The sequence below is a fragment of the Stenotrophomonas lacuserhaii genome, from assembly GCF_039674585.1.
In the GTDB taxonomy this organism is placed as follows: Bacteria; Pseudomonadota; Gammaproteobacteria; order Xanthomonadales; family Xanthomonadaceae; genus Stenotrophomonas; species Stenotrophomonas pennii_A.
This window is the reverse complement of record NZ_JBDJNU010000014.1, coordinates 52,673-78,477: the sequence shown is the minus strand read 5'-3', so window position 1 is coordinate 78,477 and position 25,805 is coordinate 52,673. Positions and strand designations below refer to the sequence as shown.

Sequence of the window (25,805 nt, the reverse complement as noted above, 5' to 3'; positions counted from 1 at the left end):
GCGCTACCAAGGCGGCCGGCCCTGCGCCTGGTAGCGCCGAGCCATGCTCGGCGGCTTTCCACGGGTGGGACCATGGTCTATTTGGGGTCAGGTAGTCGGTTCGGGCATAATTGCGGCTGAAACTTACCTGCGCCGGTGCACCGGACACCCCCGGACGGCGTTTTTCCCCCTGTTCGGAAATTTGATCAATGACGCAGAAAATCACGGTCATCCGCGGCGATGGCATCGGCCCGGAGATCATGGACGCTACGCTGTACGTCCTGGACAAGCTCAACGCCGGCCTGGAATACGAAGACGCCGACGCCGGCCTGGTCGCGCTGGAAAAGCATGGCGACCTGATGCCGGCTTCCACGCTGGAGTCGATCGCGCGCAACAAGATCGCCCTGAAGAGCCCGCTGAGCACCCCGATCGGCGGTGGCTTCACCTCGATCAACGTCAGCCTGCGCCGCCACTTCGACCTGTACGCCAATGTCCGCCCGGCGCACACCTTCCCCAACACCAAGTCGCGGTTCGACAACGTCAACCTGGTGACCGTGCGCGAAAACACCGAAGGTGCCTACCTGGCGGAAGGCCAGGAAGTGTCGGCCGACGGCGAGACCGCGTTCTCCGGTACCCGCATCACCCGCAAGGGCTCCGAGCGCATCGTGCGCTATGCCTTCGAACTGGCCCGCAGCACCGGCCGCAAGAAGGTCACCGCCGTGCACAAGGCCAACATCATCAAGTCGACTTCGGGCCTGTTCCTGGCCGTGGCGCGCGAAGTCGCGGCCAAGTACCCGGACATCGAGTTCCAGGAAATGATCGTCGACAACTGCTGCATGCAGTTGGTGATGCGTCCGGAACAGTTCGATGTGATCGTCACCACCAACCTGTTCGGCGACATCATCTCCGACCTGTGCGCCGGCCTGGTCGGCGGCCTGGGCCTGGCCCCGGGTGCCAACATCGGTGAGAACGCGGCGATCTTCGAAGCCGTGCACGGTACCGCGCCGGACATCGCCGGCCAGGGCAAGGCCAATCCGTGCGCCCTGCTGCTGGCCGCCGCACAGATGCTGGACCATATCGGCCAGCCGGAAAACGCCGAGCGCCTGCGCAAGGCCATCGTCGCCACGATGGAGGCGAAGGATTCGCTGACCGGCGACCTGGGCGGCACCGGCAACACGATGAGCTTTGCCCAGGCCATTGCCAGCCGCCTGTAACCGGCGACGGCAAGGCCATGCACTACCAGCGGGGCGCCTTCGGGCGCCTCGTTGCGTTTGAGGGGGCGCGCACGATCTGTGCGTTTCATGCACAGATGGAGTGCGCGACAGGGGGTTCTTGGTGCGCACCCTGCACGGCACCATGGCCGCACTCTCCGTAACCCAGGTTCCTCCTCATGAATATTGCAGCTTTCGGTCTTGCCAGCCTGATCGGCATGGCCGCCGTCGCCCCGGTCGCCGCCGCTGAGCCGGCCCATCCCACCATCCGCCAGATGGCCGGTGCTACCCCGATCGACGCCCTGCAGGCAGGCAAGACCGCGGTGATCGTCATCGATTTCCAGAACGAGTACTTCCCGGGCGGCCGCATGGTGATCCCCGATGGCGCCAGCGCGCTGCAGAACACCCGTCGGCTGATCAAGGCCGCCGATGCCAAGGGCATCCGCGTGATCCACGTCCAGCACGTGCTGCCGGCCGGCGCCCCGCTGTTCGCCGAAGGCGGCAAGACCGTGCAGTTCCACCCGGACATGCAGCCGCGCACGGGCGACACCGTGGTGCAGAAGGACAACGTGAGCGTGTTCGCTGGCGCCTCGGCCGCGGTGATGGACAAGACCTTGAAGGATGCCGGCATCGATACGCTGATCGTCACCGGCCTGATGACCCATGCCTGCGTTTCCGGTGCCACCCGTGATGCGGCCGCCGCGCCGCGCGGTTACCGGGTGATCGTGTCCTCCGATGCCACCGCCACCCGTGACCTGGAACTGGCCACCGGCGCGACCATCGACCACAAGACCCTGCACGCGGCCAGCCTGGCCACGCTGGAAGACACCTATGGCGACGTCATGACCACCGACGCGATCATCGGCCTGGTGGACCACGCCGCCACTGCCGCGCGCTGATAAGCTGGCCGCGCCCGCAGCACGCGGGCGCTGGCCGGAGCATGCCCACGATGGACCATTTCGCCGCATTGCGTGCGCTGCGTGCCATCGTCGAAGCCGGCAGTTTCACCGCCGCCGCCGAGCGCATGGGAACCACGCATTCGGCGATGTCGCGGCAACTGCGGCAGCTTGAAGATCATCTGGACGTGCGGCTGCTGGATCGCAACAGCCGCCGTTTCGCGTTGACCGAGGCCGGTCGCCAGTACTACGCCGAATCAGTGGAGTTGCTGGACCGGTTGGAGCTGGCCGACAACCGTGCCCGTGCCGCGCAGGCGCAGCCGAGTGGTCGTATCCGCATCAGTGTGCCGCAGGTGGTCGCCAGCCAGGAACTTCCCCACTGGCTGCCCACCTTCCTGTCGCGCCATCCGCAGATATCGCTGGACCTGTGCGCGGACGACCAGCTGGTGGACGTGGTGGGTGGTGGCTTCGACCTGGTGCTGCGCATTGCCCATGAACTGCCGGACAGCCAGATGGTGGCGCGCGAACTGGCCTGCTGCGACCGCATCCTGGTGGCCGCGCCGTCCTACCTGGCCCTGCATGGCCTGCCGCGCCACGGCAGTGAGCTGGCGCAGCACGCGCTGCTGGCTTTCAGTCCGACTACCGCACGGGTGCCATGGCAGCTGCAGGGCCCGCGCGGCGCATCGCTTGAAGTGGAGGCCGGCCAGCGGCTGGCGGTGGATGCAACGCCAGCGCTTTACGCCGCTGCGCTGGCCGGCATGGGCATCACCCTGTTCACCGCACTCACCGTGCAGGACGACCTGCGCGCCGGACGCCTGATCCGCGTGCTGCCGGACTGGAACGCCGGCCAGCGCCGCTATTACGCGCTCTACCCCCACGCCCGCGCGTTGGCTCCGAAGGTGCGCGCGCTGGTCGATCACCTGCAGGCGCACTACGCCACGCTGCAGTCGTCCATCAACGCGCGGTAATACGGCGCCACGCCCGGCGGCACCGGATCCGCGCGCGATGTCACACCCGGTCATACGGCGCCACGCCCGGCGGCGTCGGATCCGCGCGCGATGTCACACCCGGTCATACGGCGCCACGCCCGGCGGCGTCGGATCCGCGCGCGATGTCACCCGGTAGCGCCGAGCCATGCTCGGCGTAGCAATGATCACGCACGTAGCAGTGAAAACCGCCGGGCAGGGCCCGGCGCTACCGCACCGACTCAGCGCTGCTGGATCTTCGACAGCAGGCGCAGGAATTCCACGTACAGCCACACCAGGGTCACCATCAGCCCGAACGCGCCGTACCACTCCATGAACTTCGGTGCGCCCTGTTGCACGCCGCTTTCGATGAAATCGAAGTCCAGTACCAGGTTCAGTGCCGCCACGATCACCACGAACACGCTGAAGGCGATGCCCAGGCCGCTGGCTTCATGGATCACCGGCACGTTGATGCCGAACATCCCCAGCACGATCGACGCCAGGTACAGCAGCGCGATGCCGCCAGTGGCCGCGACCACGCCCAGTTTGAAGTTTTCGGTGGCCTTGATCAGCCCGCTGCGGTACGCCACCAGCAGCGCCACCAGGGTGCCGAAGGTAGCCAGCACGGCCTGGAACACGATGCCCGGGAAGCGCTGTTCGAACACCGCCGAAATCGCGCCCAGGAACAGGCCTTCCACCAGCGCGTACATCGGTGCGGTGACCGGCGACCAGGTCTTCTTGAACACGGTGACCAGCGCCAGCACGAAGCCGCCCAACGCGCCGCCGATCAGGTAACCCATGCCGGCCGACGACAACGTACCGGCCGTCTCGCCGCCGGTCACCAGTGCCTGGCTCCACGAGAACGACGCGGTCAGCACGGTCAGCAGCAACAGCAGGCCGGTCTTGTTGACGGTGCCGTTGAGGGTCATCACCTGGTCGCCGCGGGCGGAAACGGTACCGCTGCCCAGATCAAGGAAGGTGGACTCGGAAAGAGCCGGGTTGCCGCTGCGCATGTGCGATCTCCGTGCGAAAAAGGGGTCGGGGGAGGCCATCCGGCCGTCAACAGCCAGCATAACGCACCCCGTAGCGGGCGAGCCTGTTCGCTCCCGGACACGCCTCGCCACCACACCGTAGGAGCGAGCTTGCTCGCTCCCACACACCCCCGCGCAGGTTTGACAGAACCGGGGCCGGGTGTTCACAATTCCCGTCTGCTCGAGGGCCCCGCCCTGGCAGCAAGCATCGCCGGGGTATAGCGCAGTCTGGTAGCGCGCCTGCTTTGGGAGCAGGATGTCGGGGGTTCGAATCCCTCTACCCCGACCAACCATCGCCCTGTTGGAGCGGGTTGGTCCACCGGTTCGGGCGCCCGTAGCTCAACTGGATAGAGCACCGGCCTTCTAAGCCGGCGGTTACAGGTTCGATTCCTGTCGGGCGCGCCATTCAGGTCAGTGCCGAAGTTTCCCGTTTTTCTGATGGATGCCTGTGCCCGCCTGCGCACCATGCCCTTGCTGGCCCATGGGTCGGCCGGGATTGGAGTCCCGATCAAGTCATGTCTATCTGCACACTGTTGTGGCCTTCGGGCACGGCGGAGAATGCATCGCCTCGTCGGTTAAATGGCGGGCGATGTGCGGGGGTCAGTTCAATCCGCCGGTTTTTCTTGATAGACATGCTTGCCGGTACTCCAACCCGCATCGCCCGCCACCTCGCGCCCAGGCGCAGGTGGTTTCAAGCCATGCGAGGTCTTCGATGTCGCCACGGCTGGATGCCGGCACGCGCCTGTACGCGTTGATCGGCGAAGCCATCCACAACCTGCCGCCGCGCTTCGTATCGCGGCTGGAAGCGATCCTCATCGCACAGGAAGGCGTGCAGCCGGCCTGCATGCCGGAGCATGCTGCCATCGATGCAGCAGCGGTTGCGCACAACGCCGTGCCATGACTCCTGTGCCGCCGCCGACGCCTGGCGTTGTGATGTGCGCCTGGCCGACCGCAAGCTGCGCGGACTCGGCGCGGTGCTGCAGACCCTGCAGAAGGCGCAGGCCAAGACCCATGACGCCGCCGCCGACGTGCCGCCCGGCGACACGCTGGTGGACGAACTGCTGCTGCTCGGACGGGAACGGGTGGACACCGCGCGCGACGCCCTGCGCGGCGCGGTCTGAATGCCGGTATCCACCATCGCTGGCGGGTCAGCAGGCGATGATCGCAGCCACCGCCAGCGGGACCGGCTTGCCCGCGCTCATGGCGGTCATCAGCGGCAGGTAGGTCCGCCGCAGGTCCGCGCGTCGGGCGCTCAGGGCCTGGATCATCGCGTCGTATTCGCCGCGCGCCAGCCCCAGCGGTAGCGACGCTTCCAGCCACCCGGGGCGCCGCCATGGCTGCGTGGTGTCATCCGGCAAGATGCGCTGTTGATGCTGCAGGTCACCAATCAGGCGATCCAGCTCGTTGGACTGCAGCAGCATCCGGGTCAGCCACCAACCCGCCGGAGCGCTGGCGCGGAAGGACAGCGCGCATTGCGGCACGCCGTCATCGGGCGGTTGGCGAGGCGGCAGGCGTGGGGTCGGGTGCAGCTGCGTGTGGATGCGGACAGGGCGAAAGCAGGTACTCATCGGCAGCGGACTCAGGCCATGGACAACTCACGCTGCCATGGACCACGCGGCGGCTCCAGCGATCCACGGCTCGTTGTCCAACGGGCGCGGCGGCGCGGGGCGGGGAAGGGCGGGTACGGTCCATCGGAGCGCCAGCCGCCGCAGCCCGTCGCCGTCAGCCGCTTCCGCCCTGCCGAACGGACGAAGACCGATGCGTGAAGAACTGCTTGCAATTCCGGGGCGACTCCGTAAAAATAGCGGACTTGCTTCGGCATTCGTGGCTTTTCGGCGCGGTGCAGGGCAGAAATCAAGGTTCCAGGGGCAGGCAATCGATGCTGCTGGGTCCGACGTTTCAGTGGTGGCTGTAGCTCAGTCGGTTAGAGTACCGGATTGTGATTCCGGTGGTCGGGGGTTCGAATCCCCTCAGCCACCCCACTGATTCAAGGCGGGTCAGCCGAAAGCAGACCAGCCGTTGCAGAAAGACGCGATGCAGCTTAAAGTATCCGTCTAGTTTTTAGGGCCGTTAGCTCAGTTGGTAGAGCAGTTGACTCTTAATCAATAGGTCCAAGGTTCGAATCCTTGACGGCCCACCAGACAGAAGCCACCAAGCACATGCTTGGTGGCTTTTTTCTTGCCCCGGATGACGCGCATGGCATCACCTTCGAAAAAAAGGCTTGCAGGACGCATCGCGATCGCGTCATAATTCGCCTCCCGATTTTCGGGCCGTTAGCTCAGTTGGTAGAGCAGTTGACTCTTAATCAATAGGTCCAAGGTTCGAATCCTTGACGGCCCACCAGACAGAAGCCACCGAGCACACGCTTGGTGGCTTTTTTCTTGCGTGCGATTCCTGCGTTGGTTGCAAGCGACGAAGGGTTCCTGGAGTAGAGCCCCCTTGAGTCAAGGGGGCGCGCCGAAGGCGCGGGGATCTGGCGGGCTGATAAGAGGGGCCCGCGTTTCGCGCAGCGAAGCGTGGGGGCGGCAGCGCGCATGCGCGGCCGTGTACCCCACCAGACAGAAGCCACCAAGCAAGCGCTTGGTGGCTTTTTTCTTGTCTGTTTCTGCGCGGTGCGACTCAGCCTGCCAGCGCGAGCGGAATGGCCGGCATGGCGAACACGAAGCGCGTCCCCTGCGCGGCATCGGATTCCACCGACAGCGTGCCGTGGTGCGCCTTGGCGATTTCCGCGGCGATATACAGCCCCAGTCCCAGCCCAGGGCGTGGCTGGTCGCCGGCCTCGCGGGAGAACGGGGTGAACAGCTTGCCCAGCTTGTCCGGTGCGATCGCGCCGCCGTTGTGGACCTGCAGCACCAACCCATTGGCGTCGGTTTGGATATCCAGCGTGATCGGTTGGTCCGCCGCGCCGTGCACCGCCGCGTTGGTCAGCAGGTTGGCCAGCAGCTGCGACAGGCGGTTGGCATCACACAGCAACGGCGCATCCACCGCGATGGTCGCGATGATGTCATTGCGCCCGGTCGCGCCGGCCACTTCGTGCACCACCCGCATCAGTTGCGCGGCCACGTTGGCATCATGGGTGAGCGCCACCGGGATGCCGCCGCCAAGCCGGCCACGGGCGAAGTCCAGTACGTCCTTCACCAGGCCATCGATGCGGGTGATGCTGTCGCGCACCCGCGTCAGCAGCATGCCGCCACGTTCGGTGTGCGGTTCAAGCTCAAGCATTTCCGTCGCCATGCTGGCTGCCTGCAGGGGGCTGCGCAGGTCATGGCCCAGCACCGCGATGAACTGCTCGCGCAGCACGGCGGTGTCGTTGGCGGCGGTCAGGTCGGCGACCGCCTGCTGCAGCCGCTGTTCGGTGTGCAGGTAGTTGCCGATGAGTTCGGCGAACAGTTCCAGCGAGCGCACCACCTGGACTTCATCGAACGTGGCCGGCGCCGAATCGATGGCGCACAGGGTGCCGAAGAAGCTTCCGTCGGGGCGGAAGATCGGCACCGATACGTAGCTTTCCAACCCGTACAGGCGCGGGGTGTGGTGGGTGGCGTAATGGGGGTGCTCGCTGGCGTGCCCGAAAATCACCGGTTGTGGCGCGTTCCGGATCTCGTTGCAGATGGTGCTTTCCAGAACCAGCTGTCCACCCACGCCCAGGCCGAAGCCGAGTGTGTCGTAAGTTGCGCAAGCGACCCAGTGGCTGTCAGTGACCCGGGCCACGGCGGCAAAACGCGAGCCGGTGATATGGGCCACGGTTTCCAGGATCCGCGGCACCGCCGCGATGGCACCGATTTCGGCGATGTCCTGGACGATGTCTGCGCCCAGCGGGGCGGCGGCGGATTGCTGCATGCGGTGCTCGCCTCCTCGGCGGGCGGGTTCAGGCTGGCGTTGTGGAGGATGTGGCGCGCCGGGCCTCCGGTGCATTCTAGGCCATGCCGCTCCGCTGCATCGTGCCCGACCTACCCAAGACCGCCCCGCGCCTGCGACAATACCGGGCTAGACCAGCGAAAGTGGCGGAATTGGTAGACGCCCTGGATTTAGGTTCCAGTGCCTTAACCGGCGTGGGGGTTCGAGTCCCCCCTTTCGCACCATGGTCCGGCCGCCCCTGCCAGCCGCGCTTTCACGCGTGCGCCCGCCTGACCGGCCCCCGCTGGCAGTGCCGCCCGTTATCGTCCAAACTAAAGGGCTGCGGCGGGCATGCGTGTCAACACCGTCGCGTCCGAACAACCGTTTCGTCCATCACATCGAACCGGGGGCCAGCAGGGCCGCCGGTGGCAGGAGTCAACATGCAAGCTTCGATCGAATCCACCGGCAACCTGGAACGCCGCCTGAGCTTCTCGCTGCCGGAAGATCGCCTCAACACCCATATCAGCGGGCGTCTGGGCGAAATCGCCCGCACCACGCGCATCAAGGGTTTCCGCCCGGGCAAGGTGCCGGCCAAGGTGATCGAGCAGCGCTTCGGTGCGCAGGTCCGTGGCGAAGCCGTCGACGGCCTGCTGCGCGAAACCTTCGACGCGGCCATCCGTGAGCACGCCCTGCGCGTGGTCGGCAGCCCGCGCATCGACAAGGGTGAGCAGGGCGAACTGTCGTTCGTGGCCACCGTCGAGCTGGTGCCGGAGTTCGGCGAAATCGACGTCTCCAAGCTGAGCGTGGTCCGCCACGTGGCCGAAATCGGCGATGCCGACATCGACCAGATGATCGAAAACCTGCGCCAGCAGCGTCGCACCTGGACCCCGGTCAGCCGTGGCGCGCAGGAAGGCGACCTGGTCGCGCTGGAAACCTTCTCCCAGGCTGGCGACCAGCGCCTGCCGGCCGAAGGGACCGAAAAGGGCACGATCGTCATCGGCCAGAACATGATGTTCGAAACCATCGAGAAGGGCCTGGTCGGCCTGGCCAAGGGTGAAGAAAAGACCCTGGATGTCGAGTTCCCGGCCGATTGGCGCGTTGAAGCGCTGGCCGGCAAGACCGTGCAGGTCACCGTCAAGGTCACCGAAGTGTCCGAAGAGTCGCTGCCGGAAGTGGACGACGCCTTCATCAAGAGCTTCGGCGTCAAGGCAGGCGATGTGGAGCAGTTCCGCAAGGACATCCGCGCCAACCTGGAGCGCGAGCTCAAGGGCGCCCTGATGAACCGCCTGCGTCGCGAAGTCGGCGAGCAGCTGATTGCCGCCTACAGCGCGGTCGAGCTGCCGCCGCGCCTGGTGGAAAACGAAGCCCGTGCGATGCTGGCCCAGCAGATCGAACAGCTTCGTCGCAATGGCCGCGACCCGGGCCAGGTGCCGGCTGACGCCCATGAAGGCTTCAAGGACGCCGCTGCCAAGCGCGTGCTGGTCGGCCTGCTGGTCGGCGAAGTGGCCCGCATCAACGACCTGAAGCTGGAGCCGAAGCGCCTGAATGAAACCATGCGCCTGATTGCTTCGACCTACGAAGAGCCGGAGCAGGTCATTGAGATGTACCGCAACGACCCCCAGCTCATGTCGGGTCTGCAGAACCGCGTGATGGAAGAGCAGGTGATCGACTGGATCGCCGAGCGCGCCCAGCACACCGAGGAAACGCTGTCCTTCCAGGACGCGATCCGCGGCTGAGTCCTGCAAAACGCCAGACCCCGCGCCCCAGGGCGCGGGGGAGTTCCCCCCAACACAGGTGCCTCACGATATGGACAACCGAACCAAAGCCCTCAATCTGGTTCCGATGGTGGTCGAGCAGACCGCCCGCGGCGAGCGCGCCTATGACATCTACTCGCGCCTGTTGAAAGAGCGCCTGATCTTCCTCGTGGGCCCGATCGACGATCACATGGCCAACGTGGTGGTGGCGCAGTTGCTGTTCCTGGAAGCGGAAAACCCGGAAAAGGACATCAGCATCTACATCAACTCGCCCGGTGGCGTGGTCACCGCCGGCATGGCGATCTACGACACCATGCAGTACATCAAGCCGGACGTGGCCACCATCTGCGTCGGCCAGGCCGCCTCGATGGGCGCCCTGCTGCTGGCATCGGGCGCGGCTGGCAAGCGGTATGCGCTGCCGAATTCGCGCGTGATGATCCATCAGCCGCTGGGTGGCTTCCAGGGCCAGGCGACCGATATCGACATCCATGCCCGCGAGATCCTGACCCTGCGTGCGCGCCTGAACGAGATCCTCGCCAAGCACACCGGCCAGTCGCTGGAAACGATCGCCCGCGACACCGAGCGCGATAATTTCAAGAGCGCCGTCGAAGCACAGGCTTACGGACTGGTCGATCAGGTCCTTGAGCGTCGCCCGGAAGAGTCGATCCAGGCGGGTTGATGACAGCAGAACGGTCGGTTTTCCGACTGGACAAGCAGGGCCGGGCAGGGCTGGTGCCCTCTCGGCCCTGTGTTATTCTCGAATTGAACCCCCGTCGAACGGGTGGGGTAACCAGGTAAGCGAAGCATGAGCGAAGACCGACAAGGTCGTTCCACGGACAGCGGCAAGATCCTTTACTGCTCCTTCTGCGGCAAGAGCCAGCACGAGGTGCGCAAGCTCATTGCCGGTCCAAGCGTGTTCATCTGCGATGAATGCGTGGAGCTGTGCAACGACATCATCCGTGAAGAGCTCGAGGAAAAAGCACAGTCGGCGCGCAGTTCGCTGCCCAAGCCGCGTGAGATCCTCGAAGTCCTGGACCAGTACGTGATCGGCCAGAAGCGCGCCAAGCGCACGCTTGCCGTGGCCGTGTACAACCATTACAAGCGCATCGAGAGCCGGCAGAAGAACGACGAGGTCGAACTGGCCAAGTCGAACATCCTGCTGGTCGGTCCGACCGGTTCGGGCAAGACGCTGCTGGCCGAAACCCTGGCCCGCCTGCTCAACGTGCCGTTCACCATGGCCGACGCCACCACGCTGACCGAAGCCGGTTACGTGGGCGAGGACGTGGAGAACATCATCCAGAAGCTGCTGCAGAAGTGCGACTACGACGTCGAGAAGGCACAGCAGGGCATCGTCTACATCGATGAAATCGACAAGATCTCGCGCAAGAGCGAGAACCCGTCGATCACCCGCGATGTGTCCGGCGAAGGCGTGCAGCAGGCCCTGTTGAAGCTGATCGAAGGCACCGTGGCCAGCGTTCCGCCGCAGGGTGGACGCAAGCATCCGCAGCAGGAATTCCTGCAGGTGGACACCAAGAACATCCTGTTCATCTGCGGCGGTGCGTTTGCCGGCCTGGACAAGGTGATCCAGCAGCGGTCCACCGAATCGGGTGGTATCGGGTTCGGTGCGAAGGTGAAGTCGTCCGAGCGCAAGCAGGAGATCGGCAAGCTGCTGGCGGAAGTGGAACCGGAAGACCTGATCAAGTTCGGCCTGATTCCGGAGTTCGTGGGCCGCCTGCCGGTGGTCGCGACCCTTGAAGAGCTGGACGAAGCGGCGCTGATCACCATCCTGACCGAGCCGAAGAACGCCATCACCAAGCAGTTCAAGAAGCTGTTCGAGATGGAAAACGTCGAGCTGGAGTTCCGTCCCGACGCGTTGGCCGCCATTGCCCGCAAGGCGCTCAAGCGCAAGACCGGCGCCCGTGGCCTGCGCACCATCGTGGAATCGGTGCTGCTGGACACCATGTACGAGCTCCCCTCACAGGAGAACGTCAGCAAGGTGGTGGTGGACGAATCGGTCATCGAACACAAGTCCGAACCGTACCTGATCTACCAGACCCCGCCAGCACCTGAACAGAAGGCCGCTGGCGCTGAATGATTCTTTCAATCGATTGATTTGAAAGTATTTTTTAGCAGCGTCTTGCATCCTTGCGCCGATGGCCCCATAACGGGGCCATCGGCTTTTTTGTCTCTGGCCCCGCTGGAGCCGGAGAGGCGTATTCCCCCTTCCTGGAGCCCCCATGGCCCGTTCCCCAACTGAGACTCTCGACCTGCCGGTACTGCCGCTGCGTGACGTGGTGGTGTTCCCGCACATGGTCATCCCGCTGTTCGTCGGCCGTGACAAGTCCATGCATGCGCTGGAAAAAGCGATGGAAGCGGACAAGCGCATCCTGCTGCTGGCGCAGAAGTCGGCCGAGACCGACGATCCGCAGGAAGCCGACCTCTACCAGGTGGGTACCCTGGCCCAGGTGCTGCAGCTGCTGAAGCTGCCCGACGGCACCATCAAGGTGCTGGTGGAGGGCCTGTCGCGCGTACAGGTCAGCCAGGTCGGCGAGCGCGATGGCGCGCTGCAGGGCACCGCCGAGGAAATCCAGGCCGAGGACGGCCGCGAGCCGCGCGAGATCGAGGCGATCGCGCGTTCGCTGATGTCGCTGTTCGAACAGTACGTCAAGACCAATCGCAAGCTGCCGCCGGAGCTGCTGCAGACCCTGGCCGGCATCGAAGAACCCGCGCGCCTGGCCGACACCATCGCCGCGCACATCAGCGTGCGCCTGGCAGACAAGCAGCGCCTGCTGGAAGTGCTGCCGGTGGGCGAGCGCCTGGAGATGCTGGTGGGCCTGGTCGATGGCGAGATCGACGTACAGCAGATGGAAAAGCGCATCCGCGGCCGCGTGAAGTCGCAGATGGAAAAGAGCCAGCGCGAGTACTACCTCAACGAACAGATGAAGGCCATCCAGAAAGAACTGGGTGACCTGGACGATGCACCGGGCGAGCTGGAAGAGCTGGCCCGCAAGATCGCCGAAGCGGGCATGCCCAAGCCGGTGGAAACCAAGGCCAAGGCCGAACTGACCAAGCTCAAGCAGATGTCGCCGATGTCCGCCGAAGCGGCGGTGGTGCGCAACTACCTGGACTGGATCCTGGGCGTGCCATGGAAGAAGCGCACCAAGGTGCGCAAGGACCTGAAGGTCGCCCAGGACACCCTGGACGCCGACCATTACGGCCTGGAGAAGGTCAAGGACCGCATCCTGGAATACCTGGCGGTGCAGTCGCGCGTGAAGCAGATGAAGGGCCCGATCCTGTGCCTGGTCGGACCGCCGGGCGTGGGCAAGACCTCGCTGGGCCAGTCCATCGCCAAGGCGACCAACCGCAAGTTCGTGCGCATGAGCCTGGGTGGCGTGCGCGACGAGGCCGAGATCCGCGGCCACCGTCGCACCTACGTCGGCTCGATGCCGGGCCGCATCGTGCAGAACCTCAACAAGGTGGGCAGCAAGAACGCGCTGTTCCTGCTTGATGAGATCGACAAGATGTCGATGGACTTCCGCGGCGATCCGTCGTCGGCGCTGCTGGAAGTGCTGGATCCGGAGCAGAACAACTCCTTCAACGACCACTACCTGGAAGTGGACCTGGACCTGTCCGAAGTGATGTTCGTGGCCACGTCCAATTCGCTGAACATTCCCGGCCCGCTGCTGGACCGCATGGAAGTGATCCGCATCCCCGGCTATACCGAGGACGAGAAGCTCAACATCGCCATGCGCTACCTGGTGCCCAAGCAGATCAAGGCGGCCGGCCTGAAGCCGGAAGAGCTGGAAATCGACGGCGCCGCCATCCAGGACATCGTGCGCTACTACACGCGCGAATCCGGCGTGCGCAGCCTTGAGCGCGAAATCGCCAAGATCTGCCGCAAGGTGGTCAAGGAGATCGCGCTGGCCGGTCCGGCCGGCCTGCCCAAGCCGAAGGCGGTGAAGGGCAGGAAGGCGAAGAAGGGCGCGCTGGTGACGGTGGACGGCAGCAACGTGGACAAGTACCTGGGCGTGCGTCGCTTCGACTTCGGCCGCGCCGAAGAAGAGAACGAGATCGGCCTGGTGACGGGCCTGGCATGGACCGAAGTCGGCGGCGACCTGCTGCAGATCGAGTCCACGCTGGTCCCCGGCAAGGGACAGCTGATCCTGACCGGCCAGCTGGGCAACGTGATGAAGGAGTCCGCCTCGGCAGCGCTGTCGGTGGTGCGCTCGCGCGCGGTGCAGTTCGGCATCGATGCCGCGTTCCTGCAGAAGCAGGACGTGCACGTGCACGTGCCCGATGGTGCCACCCCCAAGGACGGTCCCAGCGCCGGCGCGGCGATGGTCACCTCGCTGGTGTCCATCCTGACCAAGGTGCCGGTGCGCGCCGACGTGGCGATGACCGGCGAGATCACCCTGCGCGGCCGCGTGACGGCCATTGGTGGCTTGAAGGAGAAGTTGCTGGCGGCACTGCGTGGCGGTATCCGCACGGTGATCATCCCGGAGGAGAACCGCAAGGATCTTGCCGACATCCCCGCCAACGTCACGCGTGACATCGACATCATCCCGGTGAAGTACATCGAGCAGGTGCTCGACCTGGCCCTGGAGCGTCCGCTGACGCCGAAGAAGTCCCGTAAGACTGCGCAGCGCGTCACTGTTCGCAGCAAAGCCAAGACACCTTCCGCAACGCGCGTCAAGCACTGAAGCGCGTACCGCAAACGGCCGAAACCCGCGTCATTGCTGGGTTTTCGGCTTGCGCGGGTGTAGGGCCACTGGTATAAAAGCAGCACTCGCGAATCAGCTGCATCCAATTCGCTGAACCGAACCGATTTGCCGTCGTGCGTGCTGCACGCAACGATGGCTTCCCTGGCTAATCCGCGGGTCCCCCGCAATAAGGAGCTGTAGAGAATGAACAAGACCGAATTGATCGACGCCGTTGCCGAGACCGCTGACCTGACCAAGGCAGAGTCCGCTCGCGCTGTCGATGCCGTCGTTGCTGCCGTCACCAAGGCACTGAAGAGCGGTGACGCTGTGACGCTGGTCGGCTTTGGCACCTTCCAGGTCCGTGACCGCGCTGCCCGCACCGGCCGCAACCCGAAGACCGGCGACACCATCGCGATCGCTGCTTCGAAGAATCCGTCGTTCAAGGCTGGTAAGGCCCTGAAGGATGCTGTAAACTAAGCGGCTCGCTGGGGTGCTTAGCTCAGCGGTAGAGCGTCTCCTTTACACGGAGAGGGTCGGGGGTTCGAAACCCTCAGCACCCACCACAGCACCGCGGTAAAGTTTGAAATGTGGAGCGGTAGTTCAGCTGGTTAGAATGCTGGCCTGTCACGCCGGAGGTCGCGGGTTCGAGTCCCGTCCGCTCCGCCATTTTCAACGAGGCCTCCGGGTTCATTCCGGGGGCTTTGTTTTCTCCACCGCTGCGGCGGCGGGGAAGACAAAAAGTTTTGCAGCACGGAGCGGTAGTTCAGCTGGTTAGAATGCTGGCCTGTCACGCCGGAGGTCGCGGGTTCGAGTCCCGTCCGCTCCGCCACTGCAGATTTGGTAACACCTCGTGAAAAACTTCTAAAAAAAGTGTTCATGAGGCTGGGCAATCAGACCATCTTCGGATAGAATGAGCGCCTGCAAAGTTTCAACGCGGAGCGGTAGTTCAGCTGGTTAGAATGCTGGCCTGTCACGCCGGAGGTCGCGGGTTCGAGTCCCGTCCGCTCCGCCACGATTGAAGAGCCCCTGGTGAAAACCAGGGGCTTTTTTTATGCCCCGGATCCGGGCCCGCGCCGCCCCCTGCAGCCGGTGCTTTGGAGCCTGTGCATGAAGCGGGTTACACTGCGCGGCTCGCCACCAAGGCCATGATTTTTCCCATGCTGCAGAAACTTCGCGACAAGACCTCGGGCTGGATCGTCACTGTGATCCTGGGGCTGCTGATGATCCCGTTCCTGTTCGTCATCGATAGCAGCTACCTCGGTGGCGTCGGTGCGCAGAACGTGGCCAAAGTATCGGCACCGCCTTCCTGGTGGTCCTCGGCTCCGTCCTGGTGGCCGGCCCGCCTGCTGTGGAAGCACCACGAAATCACCTCGCAGGAATTCCGCGAGCGCTTCGAGCAGGAGCGCGCCCGCGTGCGCCAGCAGCAGGGCGAGGACTTCGACCCGCGCGCCTTTGAAAGCGCCGAGAACAAGCTCGCCGTGCTCGACCAGCTGATCGACGAACAGGTCGTCCGACTGGCCGGCGAACAGGCCGGCGTGGTGATCGGCGATGTCGCCGTGCGCGACTACATCGCTACCATCCCGGCCTTCCTTGGCCCGGACGGCAAGTTCAACGGCGACCAGTACCGCATCGCGCTGGCCAGCGGCAACCCGCCGCGCACGCCGGCGATGTTCGAAGAGCTGGTGCGCACCAGCCTGCAGCAGTCGATCATCCCCAGCGCGCTGCAGAACTCCGGCTTCGTCACCGAAGCCGAAACCGAGCGCCTGCTCAAGCTGCTGGGTGAAACCCGCGACGTCGAGATCGCCATGCTGCCCGAGCAGCCGGCCGACACCGCGCCGGTCACCGATGCGCAGATCAAGCAGTGGTACGACACCCACGCCAAGGACTTCCGCCAGGCCGAGTCGGTCAAGCTGGAGTACGTGGAAATCAACGGCGCCACGCTGCCGCCGCCGGCCGCGCCGGACGAAGCCAGCCTGCGCAAGCGCTACGAAGAAGAGAAGGCACGCTTCGCTACGCCGGAACAGCGCCTGGCCTCGCACATCCTGATCAGCACCGGTGACGGCGCCGAAGCCAAGGCGGCCAAGCTGGCCGCCGAAGCCAAGGCGGCAGGCGCCGATTTCGCCGCACTGGCCAAGGCCAACTCCGATGACACCGGCTCCAAGCAGCAGGGCGGTGACCTGGGCTGGGTGGATCGCGGTGCGATGGTCAAGCCGTTCGAAGATGCGGTGTTCGCGGCCAAGGCCGGCGACATCATCGGCCCGGTCAAGACCGATTTCGGCTACCACGTGATCCAGGTGCGCGAAGTGCGCGGCGGTGAAGGCCGTTCCTTCGAAGAAGTGCGCGACCAGCTGATGGCCGAGCAGACCAAGGCGGATGCCGAGCGCGGTTACACCGAGCTGGCCGGCCGCGTGGTCGATGCGACCAACAAGAGCCCGAGCGACCTGGCCGCTGCCGCCAAGGCGGTGAACCTGCCGCTGCAGACCGTCGGCCCGTTCACCCGCCAGGACGCCACCGGCATCGCGGCCAACCCGGCCGTGCTGCGCGCTGCATTCTCCGACATCCTGGTCCAGGACGGCACCGCCAGCGATCCGATCGCGCTGGACGAAGCGGGCAACCACAGCGTGGTGATCCGTGTTGCCGAGCACACCCCGGAACAGGCCATCCCGCTGGAGAAGGCGCGTGAGCAGGTCATCGCTGCCGTACACGCCGACCGCACCCGCCAGGCCGCCGAGAAGGCCGCCGATGCACTGCTGGCCAAGTTGAAGGCCGGCCAGACGCTGCAGGCGCTGGCGGAAAGCGAGAAGTTGCAGGTCAGCCCGATGCCTGGCCTGCCGCGCACCCAGCCGGTGCCGACTCCGGAGATCAACCGCGCGGTGTTCAGCGCGGCGCTGCCGACCGAAGGCAAGCCGAGCTACGGCAAGGTGGACGTGCAGGGACGTGCGGTGGTGTTCGCGGTAACCAAGGTGACCCCGGGCAACATCAAGGAAGTCACCGCCGAACAGCGCCAGCAACTCAAGCAGCAGCTGAGCCAGATCGATGGCATGGCCGCGGCCGACGCCTTCGTCAAATCCACCCGCAAGCGCTTCGTCGTACAGACCACCGAGGCCAACCTGTAAGGGTTGGCGGCGGCGGCAAACAAAAAGCCCGGCATTGCCGGGCTTTTTGTTGTGCGATCGAACGGCTGTCCTCCGGTCAGTCCTCGATGCGCAGCACCGCACCCGGCTTCAGCACGGCCTTGCCGGTGAGTCCATTGAGGCTGAGCAGCGCCTTCACCGGCATGCCGTAACGGCGTGCGATGGTCCACGGCGATTCGCCGTTGCGCACCGTGTGGCGACGATTGCGTGGGCGGTCTGCCGCGCTGGCCACGCTGCGTGCGGCGGCCGGTGCCGGCTGTGCCGACGCAACGGCGACGGCCGGCGTCGCTGCCTCATCCACGCTGGCCACCATCGCCGACGCTTCCACGGCCAGCGTATTGACCGGTGCCAGCAGGCGCACGGGTGCGTTCTGCGGGCGGGCACGGCCACTGGCGGCCGGGTTCAGGCGGGCGATCCGCGCCGGGTCCAGCGAACGCTGGGCGGCCCACTGCTGCACGCTGGTGCCGGCCGGCAGGGTGTGGCTCTTCAGCACCGGTACGGTGCGGTCCAGCGAGGCCATCACCGAAGGCTGCTCTTCCGCGTTTTCCAGCACGCAGGCCAAGGCATGCAGCTTTTCAACATAGGCGTGGGTGATCGGCGAAAGGCCCGGCAGCTCGGCCGGCACCGCATTGGTGGCATTCATCCCGGCCTTGCGCAGGCCCTGCAGCACCCGGTACTCGCCGGCGTTGTAGGCCATGGTGGCCAGCCGCCAGTCACCGCCGAACATGCCATGCAGGGTCTTCAGGTAACGCACCGCCGCCTGGGTGGAATCCACCGCCGACAGACGGCCGTCGTAGCCTTCGCTCATGGGAACACGGTGGTTGCGCGCGGTGGTGGCGATGAACTGCCACAGGCCGGCTGGGCCGGCCGCGCTGCGCGCGCTCGGTCGGTAGCCGCTTTCAACAAAGGGGATCAGCGCGAACTCGGTGGGCAGGCTGGCCTTGCGCAGCTCTTCCACCACGTAGCCGAACAGCACCAGCGCATCATCGTTCTGGTTGGCCAGCCGGGCCGGCGCATGGGCGAACTGTTTCTGCCAGCGCGGGCTGGTGGCCTCGGCATCGCAGGTGGGTTCAGCCAGGCCTTCGCGGAAGCTGGCGAAGATGTCCTGTCCATTGCGCACGCTGGGGGCCGGCAGGGTTGCCGCGTCCAGGGGCAGTGAAGCGGCACCGGCGAGATTCTGGGTCAGGCCTGCGCCCAGCGACTGCGCGTTGGCGGTTCCGGCAAGCCCCAGCATGATCCCCAGGGCGAGCGATGGACTTCGGCGCCTCATGCGCGAAAGCCGTCTTTCCAGTGCCGAAGTCCGGCCATCACGTCGACATCGTCGGTGATTTCCCGCCCCAGATAAGCCGACACCGCCGCACGGATGGGCGCGGTGTGGGTACGCAGGAACGGATTGCTTTGTAATTCGTCTGCCAACAGCACGGGCAGGGTGGAGCGGTCATCGCGGCGCATGGCCAGTGCCTCCTCATGGCGCTGCCTCAGGGCAGCGTTGGCGGGGTCGACATGCCGCGCGAAGACGGCATTTGACACGGTGTATTCGTGGGCACAGCAGACAAGCAGCTGACCCGGCAGGGACGCCAGGCTGCGCAGGGTGGCGAGCAGCTGGGACGGCGTACCTTCGAACAGGCGCCCACAGCCCAGGCTGAACAATGCATCTCCACTGAAAAGGTGTTCATCAGTGTGAAACGCGACATGGCTGAGGGTGTGCCCGGGCACGGATACTACGTGGAACGTCCGCCCCACTGCCTGAACGTGTTCACCATCAGCCACGCGCTCGGTGGCCATCGGGATGCGCGGTTCATGTGGCGCGATCACCCTGATGCCCGGAAAACGGGCCTGCAGCGCGCCGACTCCGCCGATGTGGTCATCGTGATGATGGGTGAGCAGGATCGCCTCTGGCCGAAGCCCTGCCTCGACCGCGGCGAGCACGGGCGCGGCATCGCCGGGATCGATGACCACGGCCGCGCCGTCGTCGCCGGCCAGGCACCAGATGTAATTGTCCGCCAATGCGGGCAGGGCAGTGAGTCGCATAGAATCGGACCATGCCCGCGCTGCAGAGCCTCCGTCAAGCGACACCCGAAACGTGGTTCGACAGCGAACCGGCGCAGCTGCTGTATCAGCTGGAGCAGCAACTGCTGCTGCCGCAGCTGGCCAGCCTGCCCGCGCAGCCGTGGTTGTGGATCAGCCCCAGCCCGCGCTGGCTGCAGGGCGCGGCCTTGAGCGGACGTGGCCTGCGGCTGTACCGCGACGGCGCCGGGTATGCCGGTGAGGCCCGCTGTGCGTTGCCGCTGCCGCTGCCCAACGAAAGTGTCCAGGCCATCGTGCTGCAGCACGTGACCGCCGCCGATGCCGCGCTGCTGCTGGCCGAGTGTGATCGCGTGCTGATGCCCGGTGGCAAGCTGTTCCTGAGCAGCCTCAATCCGTTCAGCCCCTACCGCACCCAATGGCGGCGGCATGGCATGGTGGTGCGGACCCCGCAGCGCCTGCGCCAGCTGCTGGAGCGGGTCGGCCTGGAATGCGGGCCAACGCGTTACATCGGCCCGCTGTGGCCGTCCGGCGGTGGCGGCGGCACAATGGCGCCGCTGCGCGCGGCATGTATGTTCAGCGCCGAAAAACGCACCTTTGCCTTGCCGGGGCCGACGCCCCTGAAGGTACGCTGGCAGGGGCCGATGGCCACCCCCGGCATGACCCGATCGATTCTGGAAACGCATGAAAACCATTGAAGTACACACCGACGGCTCCTGCCTCGGTAACCCTGGCCCGGGCGGCTGGGCGGCCCTGCTGCGCTACAAGGCGCACGAGCGTGAACTGAGCGGCGGCGAGCCCAACACCACCAACAACCGGATGGAGCTGATGGCCGCCATTTCCGGCCTGGAAGCGCTGAGCGAACCCTGCCAGATCGTGCTCTTCACCGATTCGCAGTACGTGCGCCAGGGCCTGACCGAATGGCTGCCCGGCTGGATCCGCAAGAACTGGAAGACCGCCGGCGGCGCGCCGGTGAAGAACCGTGAACTGTGGGAACGCCTGCATGCGGCGACCCTGCGCCACCAGATCGACTGGCGCTGGGTGAAGGGCCATTCCGGCGACCCGGACAATGAACGCGTGGACGTGCTGGCGCGCGAAGCCGCCACCCGGGTGCGCGACACCGGCATGGCGGTAAACTGAGCCCATGCGTCAGATCATCCTGGATACCGAAACCACTGGCCTGGCCTGGCAGAAAGGCAACCGCGTCGTTGAAATCGGCTGCGTGGAGCTGTTCAAGCGCCGGCCCAGTGGCAACCATTACCACCAATACCTCAAGCCGGATGTCGACTTCGAACCCGGCGCGCAGGAAGTCACCGGGCTGACCCTGGATTTCCTGGCCGACAAGCCGGAGTTCGCGCAGGTGGCCGAGGCCTTCCTGGCCTTCATCGACGGCGCCGAGCTGATCATCCACAACGCGGCCTTCGACCTGGGGTTCCTGGACAACGAACTGTCCAGGCTGGGGCCGCAGTTCGGCAAGATAACCGACCGCTGCACCGTGGTGGATACGCTGGCGCTGGCGCGCGAGCGCTTCCCGGGCCAGCGCAATTCGCTCGATGCGCTGTGCAAGCGGCTGGGCGTGGACAATTCGCACCGCCAGCTGCACGGCGCGCTGCTCGATGCGCAGATCCTCGGCGATGTGTACATCGCGCTGACCTCCGGCCAGGACGACCTTGGTTTCGACCTGGGCGAAGAGGGCAGTGCGGCGGCGCTGGCGCTGGCGGGGTTCGACCCGGCCAAGCTGCTGCCGCGCCCGCGCGTGCAGGCCACCGCGTCGGAACTGGAAGCGCACGCCGCCCGTCTGGAACGGCTGCGCAAGAAGGCGGGCTACGCCCTGTGGGATGGTCCGAAGCAGGAAGAAGCCGCCGTCGCCTGACCCCGGCCTGGTAGTGCCGACCTTGGTCGGCACCGAGCCGTCAGTGGCAGCGCACCAGCACCACGGTGATGTTGTCCGAGCCGCCGCCATCCAGCGCGGCGGCCACCAGCGAATCGACGCACTCCTGCGCGCTGGCGTCATCGAAGGCCAGCGTGCGGGAAATGCCGCTGTCGTCCAGCTCTTCGGTGAGCCCGTCGCTGCACAGCAGCAGTTGCATCCCCGGGCGCAGTTCGCCGGCAGTGGTGGCCACGTTCAGATGCGCCGGATCGGTGACCCCCAGTGCCTGGGTGACCACGTTGCGATGCGGATGCGCGCGCGCCTGTTCCGGAGTCAGGTTGCCCTGGGCCAGCATCTCCTGCACCACGCTGTGGTCCTGGCTGAGCTGGGCCAGCTGGCCGTCGCGCCACAGGTAGGCCCGGCTGTCGCCCACCCAGGCCACTTCGTAGCGGTTGCCCTGCACGCGGGCCGCCACCACGGTGGTGCCCATCGGCAGGGTGTCGTTGCGACGGCGCGAAGCACGGATGATTTCCTCGTCCGCGGTGCGGATGGCCTGGGCCAGTGGCACGCCGCGGCGGATCTCGCGCACGATGGTTTCGCGTGCCAGCGCGCTGGCCACCTCACCACAGGCGTGACCGCCCATGCCATCGGCGACCAGCCACAGCGCCAGCTCACCGTCCCCGTAGTAGGTGTCTTCGTTCAACGCACGGCGCAGGCCGGGGTGGGTCAGGTGTCCGAATTCGATCATGGGGAGCGCGCAGGAGAGGGGGATGCAGCAGGGAGAACGTCATCATCGCGGCGGGGCGGACATCCGACAAGCAGCGAAGTCAGCGCAGTTTCACTTTCCTGCCGGAGATGGCTTGTGAATATCCGCGCATCCTCGTATCATGCGCGTCCCCGGTACGCCGGGGAAACCGGAGAGGTGGCAGAGCGGTTGAATGTACCTGACTCGAAATCAGGCAGGCGTTTATAGCGCCTCGGGGGTTCGAATCCCCCCCTCTCCGCCAGACAAAAAGCAAAGGGCCACCCAACGGGTGGCCTTTTGCTTTTTGCGTGGCCGAGCGCGGGCAGGAGAGAACCCACGCGGGGTTCGACGGTTCTGCAGGAGCAGAACCGGACAGCCGCAGGCTGGCCCGGAGCGCGCAGCGCGCAGGGCTGGGTGCAGGGATGCACCCAGCAATCCCCCGCCATTTCCCCGCGCAGCGCAGCGCACTGCATTTACCAGCCGCCCACTCCGTGCGCGTTATCATCCTCCTCTGCTTCCAGAGAGTGCTCCCATGACCGCTGAAATCCTCGTTCCCGTCGCCTTCGGCGAACTGCTCGACAAGATCTCCATCCTGCAGATCAAGTCCGAGCGCATCAGTGACGAGGCCAAGCTGGCCAACGTGCGCACCGAGCTGTCCGCGTTGGAAAAGACCTGGATGGCGCACCCGGCCGGCGGCAAGGACGTGGCCCAGCTGCGTGCCGAGTTGAAAGCCGTGAACGAAGAACTGTGGGACATTGAAGACGCCATCCGCCTGCAGGACAAGGCCGGCGACTTCGGCGAGACGTTCATCGCGTTGGCTCGGAGCGTGTACCTGCGCAACGACGAGCGCGCGCGCATCAAGAAGGCCATCAACCTGGCACTGGGTTCGGCCTACGTGGAAGAGAAGTCATACAAGGACTACCGCGCCAGCTGACGCGGCGGTAGTGACGGCCGCTGGCCGTCATGCTCCAGGTTGAAGGCCAGCGGCGCCTCCGGATTGACGGCCAGTGGCCGTCACTACCGGGCGGCGTAGCGTTCGAACGCGGCGATGCCGTCTTCCACCGTGATCAATTCCATCACGTCGTCGAACTCGATCTTGGTGCCCCATTTCAGCGCGCTGGCCGGCTTGCCCAGGTACTTGCGCGCCGCGTCGTCATAGCGGTCCACGCAGTAGCGGCGGTCCGAATACGGCCCGCTGCGGTGCGGATTGCTCGCCGCGTGCAGGCCCAGCACCTTCACCCCCATCGCGTTGGCGATGTGCATCGGCCCGGAATCCGGCGTCATCACCAGCGCCGCGCGGGCCAGCAGGGCCGGCAGCTGCTTCAGCGTGTCCTTGCCCACCAGGTCCAGCGCCGGCTCCGCCAGCTGGGCCTGGATGGCATCGGCGGTGCGTCGTTCCAGCTCGCTGCGGCCACCGCACAGCACCACCCGCCAGCCGCGCGCACTGGCGTGGTTGGCCACCGCGGCATAGCGGTCGGCATACCAGTTGCGTCGTTCATGGCTGGAACACGGCGAAATCATCAGCACCGGCCGCCCATCGTCCTGCCATTGCGCCTGCGCCCAGGCGTGGGCGTCGGCCGGTACCGCCAGGTCCCAGCTGACCTCGGTCTGGGCCAGGCCAAGCGGCTCGCAGAAGCTGCCGATGGCGTCCAGCACGTGGATGCCGGGACGGTCCGGGATGCGCTCGTTGATGAACAGGCCATGCAGGTCCTTGGATCGGCTGCGGTCATAACCGATGCGGCGACGGGCGGGTATGAAGGCCGACAGCACATTGGCCCGGAACGCCACCTGCATCTGCAGCAGGGCATCGAAGCGCTCGGCCGGCAGCTCCGCGCGCAGGGCTTTCATGCCCGCCAGCCCGGTCTTCTTGTCGTACGCATGGAACGTCACCCCGGGCAGCCCGTCCAGCAGCTTCAGGCCCACCTTGTCGATCACCCAGTGGATCCGGGTGCCGGGCCGCGCGGCCTGCAGGGTGCGTACCAGCGGCACCACATGGGTCACGTCGCCCAGCGCGGACAAACGCAAAAGGCACAGGGAAGAGGACGGTGATGCCATGGTGTTGTTAGACTCGAAGGAATGGTCGCATTCGACGCCAATGAAGCGCTGACGCCTTGCCGTGATGGTCGCGGCATGGGTGCCATTCTGTTCGACCGCGAACGGCTGCGGCAAGCCGACGCCAGTCTGTTCTCGCCCCAGCATTGGGGTGAGCGGGCGCGGCCGGTGGGCGAGGGCGGTCGCGGCAGTGCCTGGTTCGTCGACGCACCGTTCGGTCCCAGCGTGCTGCGGCACTACCTGCGCGGTGGCCTGGTGGCCAAGCTGAGCCACGACCGGTACCTGTGGCGGGGCTCGCAGCACACCCGCAGCTTCGCCGAATTCCGCCTGATGCGCGCCCTGCGCGAGCTCAAGCTGCCGGTGCCGCGGCCGATCGCCGCGTATTACATGCGCGAAGGACTGCGCTACCGCTGCGCGATCCTGATGGAACGCATCGAAGACGTCCGCTCGCTGGCCGATCGTGCCCTGGTCGCAGGCCGCGGTGCGCCGTGGGAAGAAACCGGCCGGCTGATTGCGCGCTTTCATCGGGCCGGGCTGGACCATGCCGACCTCAACGCGCACAACATTCTGTTCGATGGCAACGGGCACGGCTGGCTGATCGATTTCGATCGGGGCGTGCAACGCATCCCGGCCACCGCCTGGCGCGAGCGCAACCTCAAGCGCCTGCTGCGTTCACTGCTGAAACTGCGCGGCGAACGCAGCACCGATGAGGTCGAGAAGGACTTCGCCCGCCTGCGCCGCGCCTACGACCTGGCGTGGAACCGGGGAACCTGATGGACTGGTCGCTGCGTTTCCTCGGCGTCGGCAATGCGTCGGCGGTGGAGCTCGGTTCGCCGATGTCGGTGATCGAGCGCGATGGTCGGCCGTGGCTGACCATCGATTGCGGCGGCGAGGGATTGACGGCGTTCCAGGCGCACTACGGCCACATGCCGCAGGCGCTGTTCGTCACCCACGTGCACCTGGACCACGTCGCTGGCTTCGAGCGCCTGTTCGTGGATACCTTCTTCAATGCGCAGCGCCGCGGCAGGGTGCGGCTGTACGTGCCGGCGCCGGTGCTGCCGCTGCTGCACAAGCGGATCGGCGACTATCCGAACGTGCTGGCCGAGGGCGGCGCCAATTTCTGGGATGCCTTCCAGCTGATCGTGGTGGGCGATGCGTTCTGGCACGAGGGGGTGCGGCTGGAAGTGTTCCCGGCCCGCCATCACTGGCCGGAGACGGCCTACGGGCTGCGCCTGAAGGGCGCGCTGACCTGGAGCGGCGATACCCGTCCCATACCTGAAATGCTGGCGCGGTTCGCTGATGACAACGAACTGATCGCGCATGACTGCGGCCTGCACGGCAACCCGTCGCACACCGGCGTGGATGACCTGGAGCGCGAATACAGCGCCGAACTCCAGGCCCGGATGATGCTCTATCACTACGCCAGCGTGGCCGATGGCGATGCGCTGCGTGCACGCGGCCACCGCGTGGCGCTGCCGGGGGAGTGCGTGCCGCTGGCGCCGCCGACGGCGATGCAGGCGCCCTGACGGCGAAGGGCGGCCGCCGGGTGGGCTGCCATTTGATCAGGTTTAATGGATGCGTTAAAGTTCGGGCAACGCCTCGGCTGGAG

At 65.9% G+C, this 25,805-nt stretch carries 24 protein-coding genes and 11 tRNA genes; 28 read left to right on the top strand and 7 right to left on the bottom strand.

Annotated elements, in window-relative coordinates; translation table 11 throughout:
- Positions 1 to 188: 188 nt before the first annotated feature.
- The 3 genes from ABE522_RS08045 (at position 189) to ABE522_RS08035 (ending at position 3,054) form a co-directional block, all read left to right on the top strand.
- Positions 189 to 1,193 (top strand): isocitrate dehydrogenase, encoded by a 1,005-nt coding sequence (locus tag ABE522_RS08045; RefSeq protein WP_346591232.1) that lies wholly within the window; start codon positions 189 to 191, stop codon positions 1,191 to 1,193.
- Positions 1,194 to 1,369: 176 nt separating this feature from the next.
- A complete protein-coding gene (locus tag ABE522_RS08040) occupies positions 1,370 to 2,089 on the top strand; it encodes a cysteine hydrolase family protein (RefSeq protein ID WP_346591231.1) in 720 nt (239 codons plus the stop codon).
- Positions 2,090 to 2,139: 50 nt separating this feature from the next.
- The gene (locus tag ABE522_RS08035) at positions 2,140 to 3,054 is read left to right on the top strand and encodes a LysR family transcriptional regulator (RefSeq protein ID WP_346591230.1); all 915 of its coding nucleotides are present in this window, start codon (positions 2,140 to 2,142) and stop codon (positions 3,052 to 3,054) included.
- 239 nt (positions 3,055 to 3,293) lie between these two features.
- On the opposite strand, the gene ABE522_RS08030 is transcribed toward ABE522_RS08035, so the two are convergent.
- A complete protein-coding gene (locus ABE522_RS08030; RefSeq protein ID WP_346591229.1) occupies positions 3,294 to 4,064 on the bottom strand; it encodes a Bax inhibitor-1/YccA family protein in 771 nt (256 codons plus the stop codon).
- A 230-nt stretch (positions 4,065 to 4,294) separates the two neighbouring features.
- Here ABE522_RS08030 and ABE522_RS08025 point away from each other — a divergent pair.
- The 4 genes from ABE522_RS08025 (at position 4,295) to ABE522_RS08010 (ending at position 5,203) form a co-directional block, all read left to right on the top strand.
- Positions 4,295 to 4,371, top strand: a tRNA-Pro gene (locus ABE522_RS08025).
- Positions 4,372 to 4,410: 39 nt separating this feature from the next.
- Positions 4,411 to 4,487 (top strand) — tRNA-Arg (locus tag ABE522_RS08020).
- Positions 4,488 to 4,794: 307 nt separating this feature from the next.
- The gene (locus ABE522_RS08015; protein WP_346591228.1) at positions 4,795 to 4,983 is read left to right on the top strand and encodes a hypothetical protein; all 189 of its coding nucleotides are present in this window, start codon (positions 4,795 to 4,797) and stop codon (positions 4,981 to 4,983) included.
- A gap of 34 nt (positions 4,984 to 5,017) precedes the next feature.
- Complete coding sequence (locus ABE522_RS08010; RefSeq protein WP_346591227.1) at positions 5,018 to 5,203, top strand: hypothetical protein; 186 nt, start codon at positions 5,018 to 5,020, stop codon at positions 5,201 to 5,203.
- 27 nt (positions 5,204 to 5,230) lie between these two features.
- On the opposite strand, the gene ABE522_RS08005 is transcribed toward ABE522_RS08010, so the two are convergent.
- Complete coding sequence (locus tag ABE522_RS08005; RefSeq protein WP_346591226.1) at positions 5,231 to 5,650, bottom strand: hypothetical protein; 420 nt, start codon at positions 5,648 to 5,650, stop codon at positions 5,231 to 5,233.
- A 337-nt stretch (positions 5,651 to 5,987) separates the two neighbouring features.
- Between ABE522_RS08005 and ABE522_RS08000 the strand changes: the two genes are divergently transcribed.
- The 3 genes from ABE522_RS08000 (at position 5,988) to ABE522_RS07990 (ending at position 6,425) form a co-directional block, all read left to right on the top strand.
- Positions 5,988 to 6,064: transfer RNA gene (locus ABE522_RS08000), tRNA-His, on the top strand.
- A gap of 82 nt (positions 6,065 to 6,146) precedes the next feature.
- Positions 6,147 to 6,222, top strand: a tRNA-Lys gene (locus ABE522_RS07995).
- A gap of 127 nt (positions 6,223 to 6,349) precedes the next feature.
- Positions 6,350 to 6,425: transfer RNA gene (locus ABE522_RS07990), tRNA-Lys, on the top strand.
- A 276-nt stretch (positions 6,426 to 6,701) separates the two neighbouring features.
- Here ABE522_RS07990 and ABE522_RS07985 read toward each other — a convergent pair.
- Positions 6,702 to 7,919, bottom strand: coding sequence for a GAF domain-containing sensor histidine kinase (locus ABE522_RS07985; protein ID WP_346591225.1), 1,218 nt, complete (start codon positions 7,917 to 7,919; stop codon positions 6,702 to 6,704).
- A gap of 155 nt (positions 7,920 to 8,074) precedes the next feature.
- Between ABE522_RS07985 and ABE522_RS07980 the strand changes: the two genes are divergently transcribed.
- The 11 genes from ABE522_RS07980 to ABE522_RS07930 all read left to right on the top strand — a co-directional run bounded on the left by ABE522_RS07980 (position 8,075) and on the right by ABE522_RS07930 (position 17,486).
- A tRNA-Leu gene (locus ABE522_RS07980) sits at positions 8,075 to 8,161 on the top strand.
- A gap of 195 nt (positions 8,162 to 8,356) precedes the next feature.
- Positions 8,357 to 9,652 carry a trigger factor gene (tig, locus tag ABE522_RS07975; protein ID WP_346591224.1) on the top strand — a complete coding sequence of 432 codons (1,296 nt, stop codon included), beginning with the start codon at positions 8,357 to 8,359 and terminating at the stop codon, positions 9,650 to 9,652.
- A gap of 70 nt (positions 9,653 to 9,722) precedes the next feature.
- Positions 9,723 to 10,349: an ATP-dependent Clp endopeptidase proteolytic subunit ClpP gene (gene clpP / locus ABE522_RS07970; RefSeq protein ID WP_042613348.1), complete on the top strand. Its 627-nt coding sequence runs from the start codon at positions 9,723 to 9,725 to the stop codon at positions 10,347 to 10,349.
- Between the two features lie 126 nt (positions 10,350 to 10,475).
- Complete coding sequence (gene clpX, locus ABE522_RS07965; RefSeq protein WP_042613349.1) at positions 10,476 to 11,765, top strand: ATP-dependent Clp protease ATP-binding subunit ClpX; 1,290 nt, start codon at positions 10,476 to 10,478, stop codon at positions 11,763 to 11,765.
- 142 nt (positions 11,766 to 11,907) lie between these two features.
- On the top strand, positions 11,908 to 14,370 hold the full coding sequence (lon, locus tag ABE522_RS07960) for an endopeptidase La (RefSeq protein ID WP_346591223.1): 2,463 nt from the start codon (positions 11,908 to 11,910) through the stop codon (positions 14,368 to 14,370).
- A gap of 204 nt (positions 14,371 to 14,574) precedes the next feature.
- Positions 14,575 to 14,847 (top strand): HU family DNA-binding protein, encoded by a 273-nt coding sequence (locus ABE522_RS07955; protein ID WP_042613351.1) that lies wholly within the window; start codon positions 14,575 to 14,577, stop codon positions 14,845 to 14,847.
- Positions 14,848 to 14,858: 11 nt separating this feature from the next.
- Positions 14,859 to 14,933 (top strand) — tRNA-Val (locus ABE522_RS07950).
- Between the two features lie 26 nt (positions 14,934 to 14,959).
- Positions 14,960 to 15,036: transfer RNA gene (locus ABE522_RS07945), tRNA-Asp, on the top strand.
- An 86-nt stretch (positions 15,037 to 15,122) separates the two neighbouring features.
- Positions 15,123 to 15,199, top strand: a tRNA-Asp gene (locus tag ABE522_RS07940).
- Between the two features lie 106 nt (positions 15,200 to 15,305).
- Positions 15,306 to 15,382: transfer RNA gene (locus tag ABE522_RS07935), tRNA-Asp, on the top strand.
- Positions 15,383 to 15,527: 145 nt separating this feature from the next.
- Positions 15,528 to 17,486 carry a peptidyl-prolyl cis-trans isomerase gene (locus tag ABE522_RS07930; protein WP_346591222.1) on the top strand — a complete coding sequence of 653 codons (1,959 nt, stop codon included), beginning with the start codon at positions 15,528 to 15,530 and terminating at the stop codon, positions 17,484 to 17,486.
- 76 nt (positions 17,487 to 17,562) lie between these two features.
- Here the strand turns inward: ABE522_RS07930 and ABE522_RS07925 are convergent, their stop codons facing one another.
- Positions 17,563 to 18,774: a lytic transglycosylase domain-containing protein gene (locus ABE522_RS07925; protein ID WP_346591221.1), complete on the bottom strand. Its 1,212-nt coding sequence runs from the start codon at positions 18,772 to 18,774 to the stop codon at positions 17,563 to 17,565.
- On the bottom strand, positions 18,771 to 19,535 hold the full coding sequence (gloB, locus tag ABE522_RS07920) for a hydroxyacylglutathione hydrolase (RefSeq protein WP_346591220.1): 765 nt from the start codon (positions 19,533 to 19,535) through the stop codon (positions 18,771 to 18,773). The genes ABE522_RS07925 and gloB overlap by 4 nt, the downstream gene beginning before the upstream one ends.
- A gap of 11 nt (positions 19,536 to 19,546) precedes the next feature.
- On the opposite strand from gloB, the gene ABE522_RS07915 reads away from it, so the two are divergent.
- The 3 genes from ABE522_RS07915 to dnaQ are packed head-to-tail and all read left to right on the top strand — an operon-like array spanning position 19,547 to position 21,402.
- Positions 19,547 to 20,227 carry a class I SAM-dependent methyltransferase gene (locus ABE522_RS07915; RefSeq protein WP_346591219.1) on the top strand — a complete coding sequence of 227 codons (681 nt, stop codon included), beginning with the start codon at positions 19,547 to 19,549 and terminating at the stop codon, positions 20,225 to 20,227.
- Positions 20,214 to 20,669 (top strand): ribonuclease HI, encoded by a 456-nt coding sequence (gene rnhA, locus ABE522_RS07910; RefSeq protein WP_346591218.1) that lies wholly within the window; start codon positions 20,214 to 20,216, stop codon positions 20,667 to 20,669. Before ABE522_RS07915 ends, rnhA begins: the two co-directional genes overlap by 14 nt.
- A 4-nt stretch (positions 20,670 to 20,673) precedes the next feature.
- Positions 20,674 to 21,402 (top strand): DNA polymerase III subunit epsilon, encoded by a 729-nt coding sequence (gene dnaQ, locus ABE522_RS07905; protein WP_346591217.1) that lies wholly within the window; start codon positions 20,674 to 20,676, stop codon positions 21,400 to 21,402.
- Positions 21,403 to 21,442: 40 nt separating this feature from the next.
- Here dnaQ and ABE522_RS07900 read toward each other — a convergent pair whose 3' ends face one another.
- On the bottom strand, positions 21,443 to 22,147 hold the full coding sequence (locus ABE522_RS07900) for a PP2C family protein-serine/threonine phosphatase (protein WP_346591216.1): 705 nt from the start codon (positions 22,145 to 22,147) through the stop codon (positions 21,443 to 21,445).
- A 168-nt stretch (positions 22,148 to 22,315) separates the two neighbouring features.
- On the opposite strand from ABE522_RS07900, the gene ABE522_RS07895 reads away from it, so the two are divergent.
- Positions 22,316 to 22,406 (top strand) — tRNA-Ser (locus ABE522_RS07895).
- 270 nt (positions 22,407 to 22,676) lie between these two features.
- Positions 22,677 to 23,078: a DUF6165 family protein gene (locus tag ABE522_RS07890; protein WP_346591215.1), complete on the top strand. Its 402-nt coding sequence runs from the start codon at positions 22,677 to 22,679 to the stop codon at positions 23,076 to 23,078.
- A gap of 83 nt (positions 23,079 to 23,161) precedes the next feature.
- Here ABE522_RS07890 and ABE522_RS07885 read toward each other — a convergent pair whose 3' ends face one another.
- Positions 23,162 to 24,199: a glycosyltransferase family 9 protein gene (locus ABE522_RS07885; protein ID WP_346591214.1), complete on the bottom strand. Its 1,038-nt coding sequence runs from the start codon at positions 24,197 to 24,199 to the stop codon at positions 23,162 to 23,164.
- A 21-nt stretch (positions 24,200 to 24,220) separates the two neighbouring features.
- Here ABE522_RS07885 and ABE522_RS07880 point away from each other — a divergent pair, with 21 nt between their 5' ends.
- Both ABE522_RS07880 and ABE522_RS07875 read left to right on the top strand, forming a co-directional pair.
- Complete coding sequence (locus ABE522_RS07880; RefSeq protein WP_101098738.1) at positions 24,221 to 24,970, top strand: 3-deoxy-D-manno-octulosonic acid kinase; 750 nt, start codon at positions 24,221 to 24,223, stop codon at positions 24,968 to 24,970.
- The gene (locus ABE522_RS07875; RefSeq protein WP_346591233.1) at positions 24,970 to 25,722 is read left to right on the top strand and encodes an MBL fold metallo-hydrolase; all 753 of its coding nucleotides are present in this window, start codon (positions 24,970 to 24,972) and stop codon (positions 25,720 to 25,722) included. The genes ABE522_RS07880 and ABE522_RS07875 overlap by 1 nt, the downstream gene beginning before the upstream one ends.
- The last annotated feature ends 83 nt before the right edge of the window (positions 25,723 to 25,805 follow it).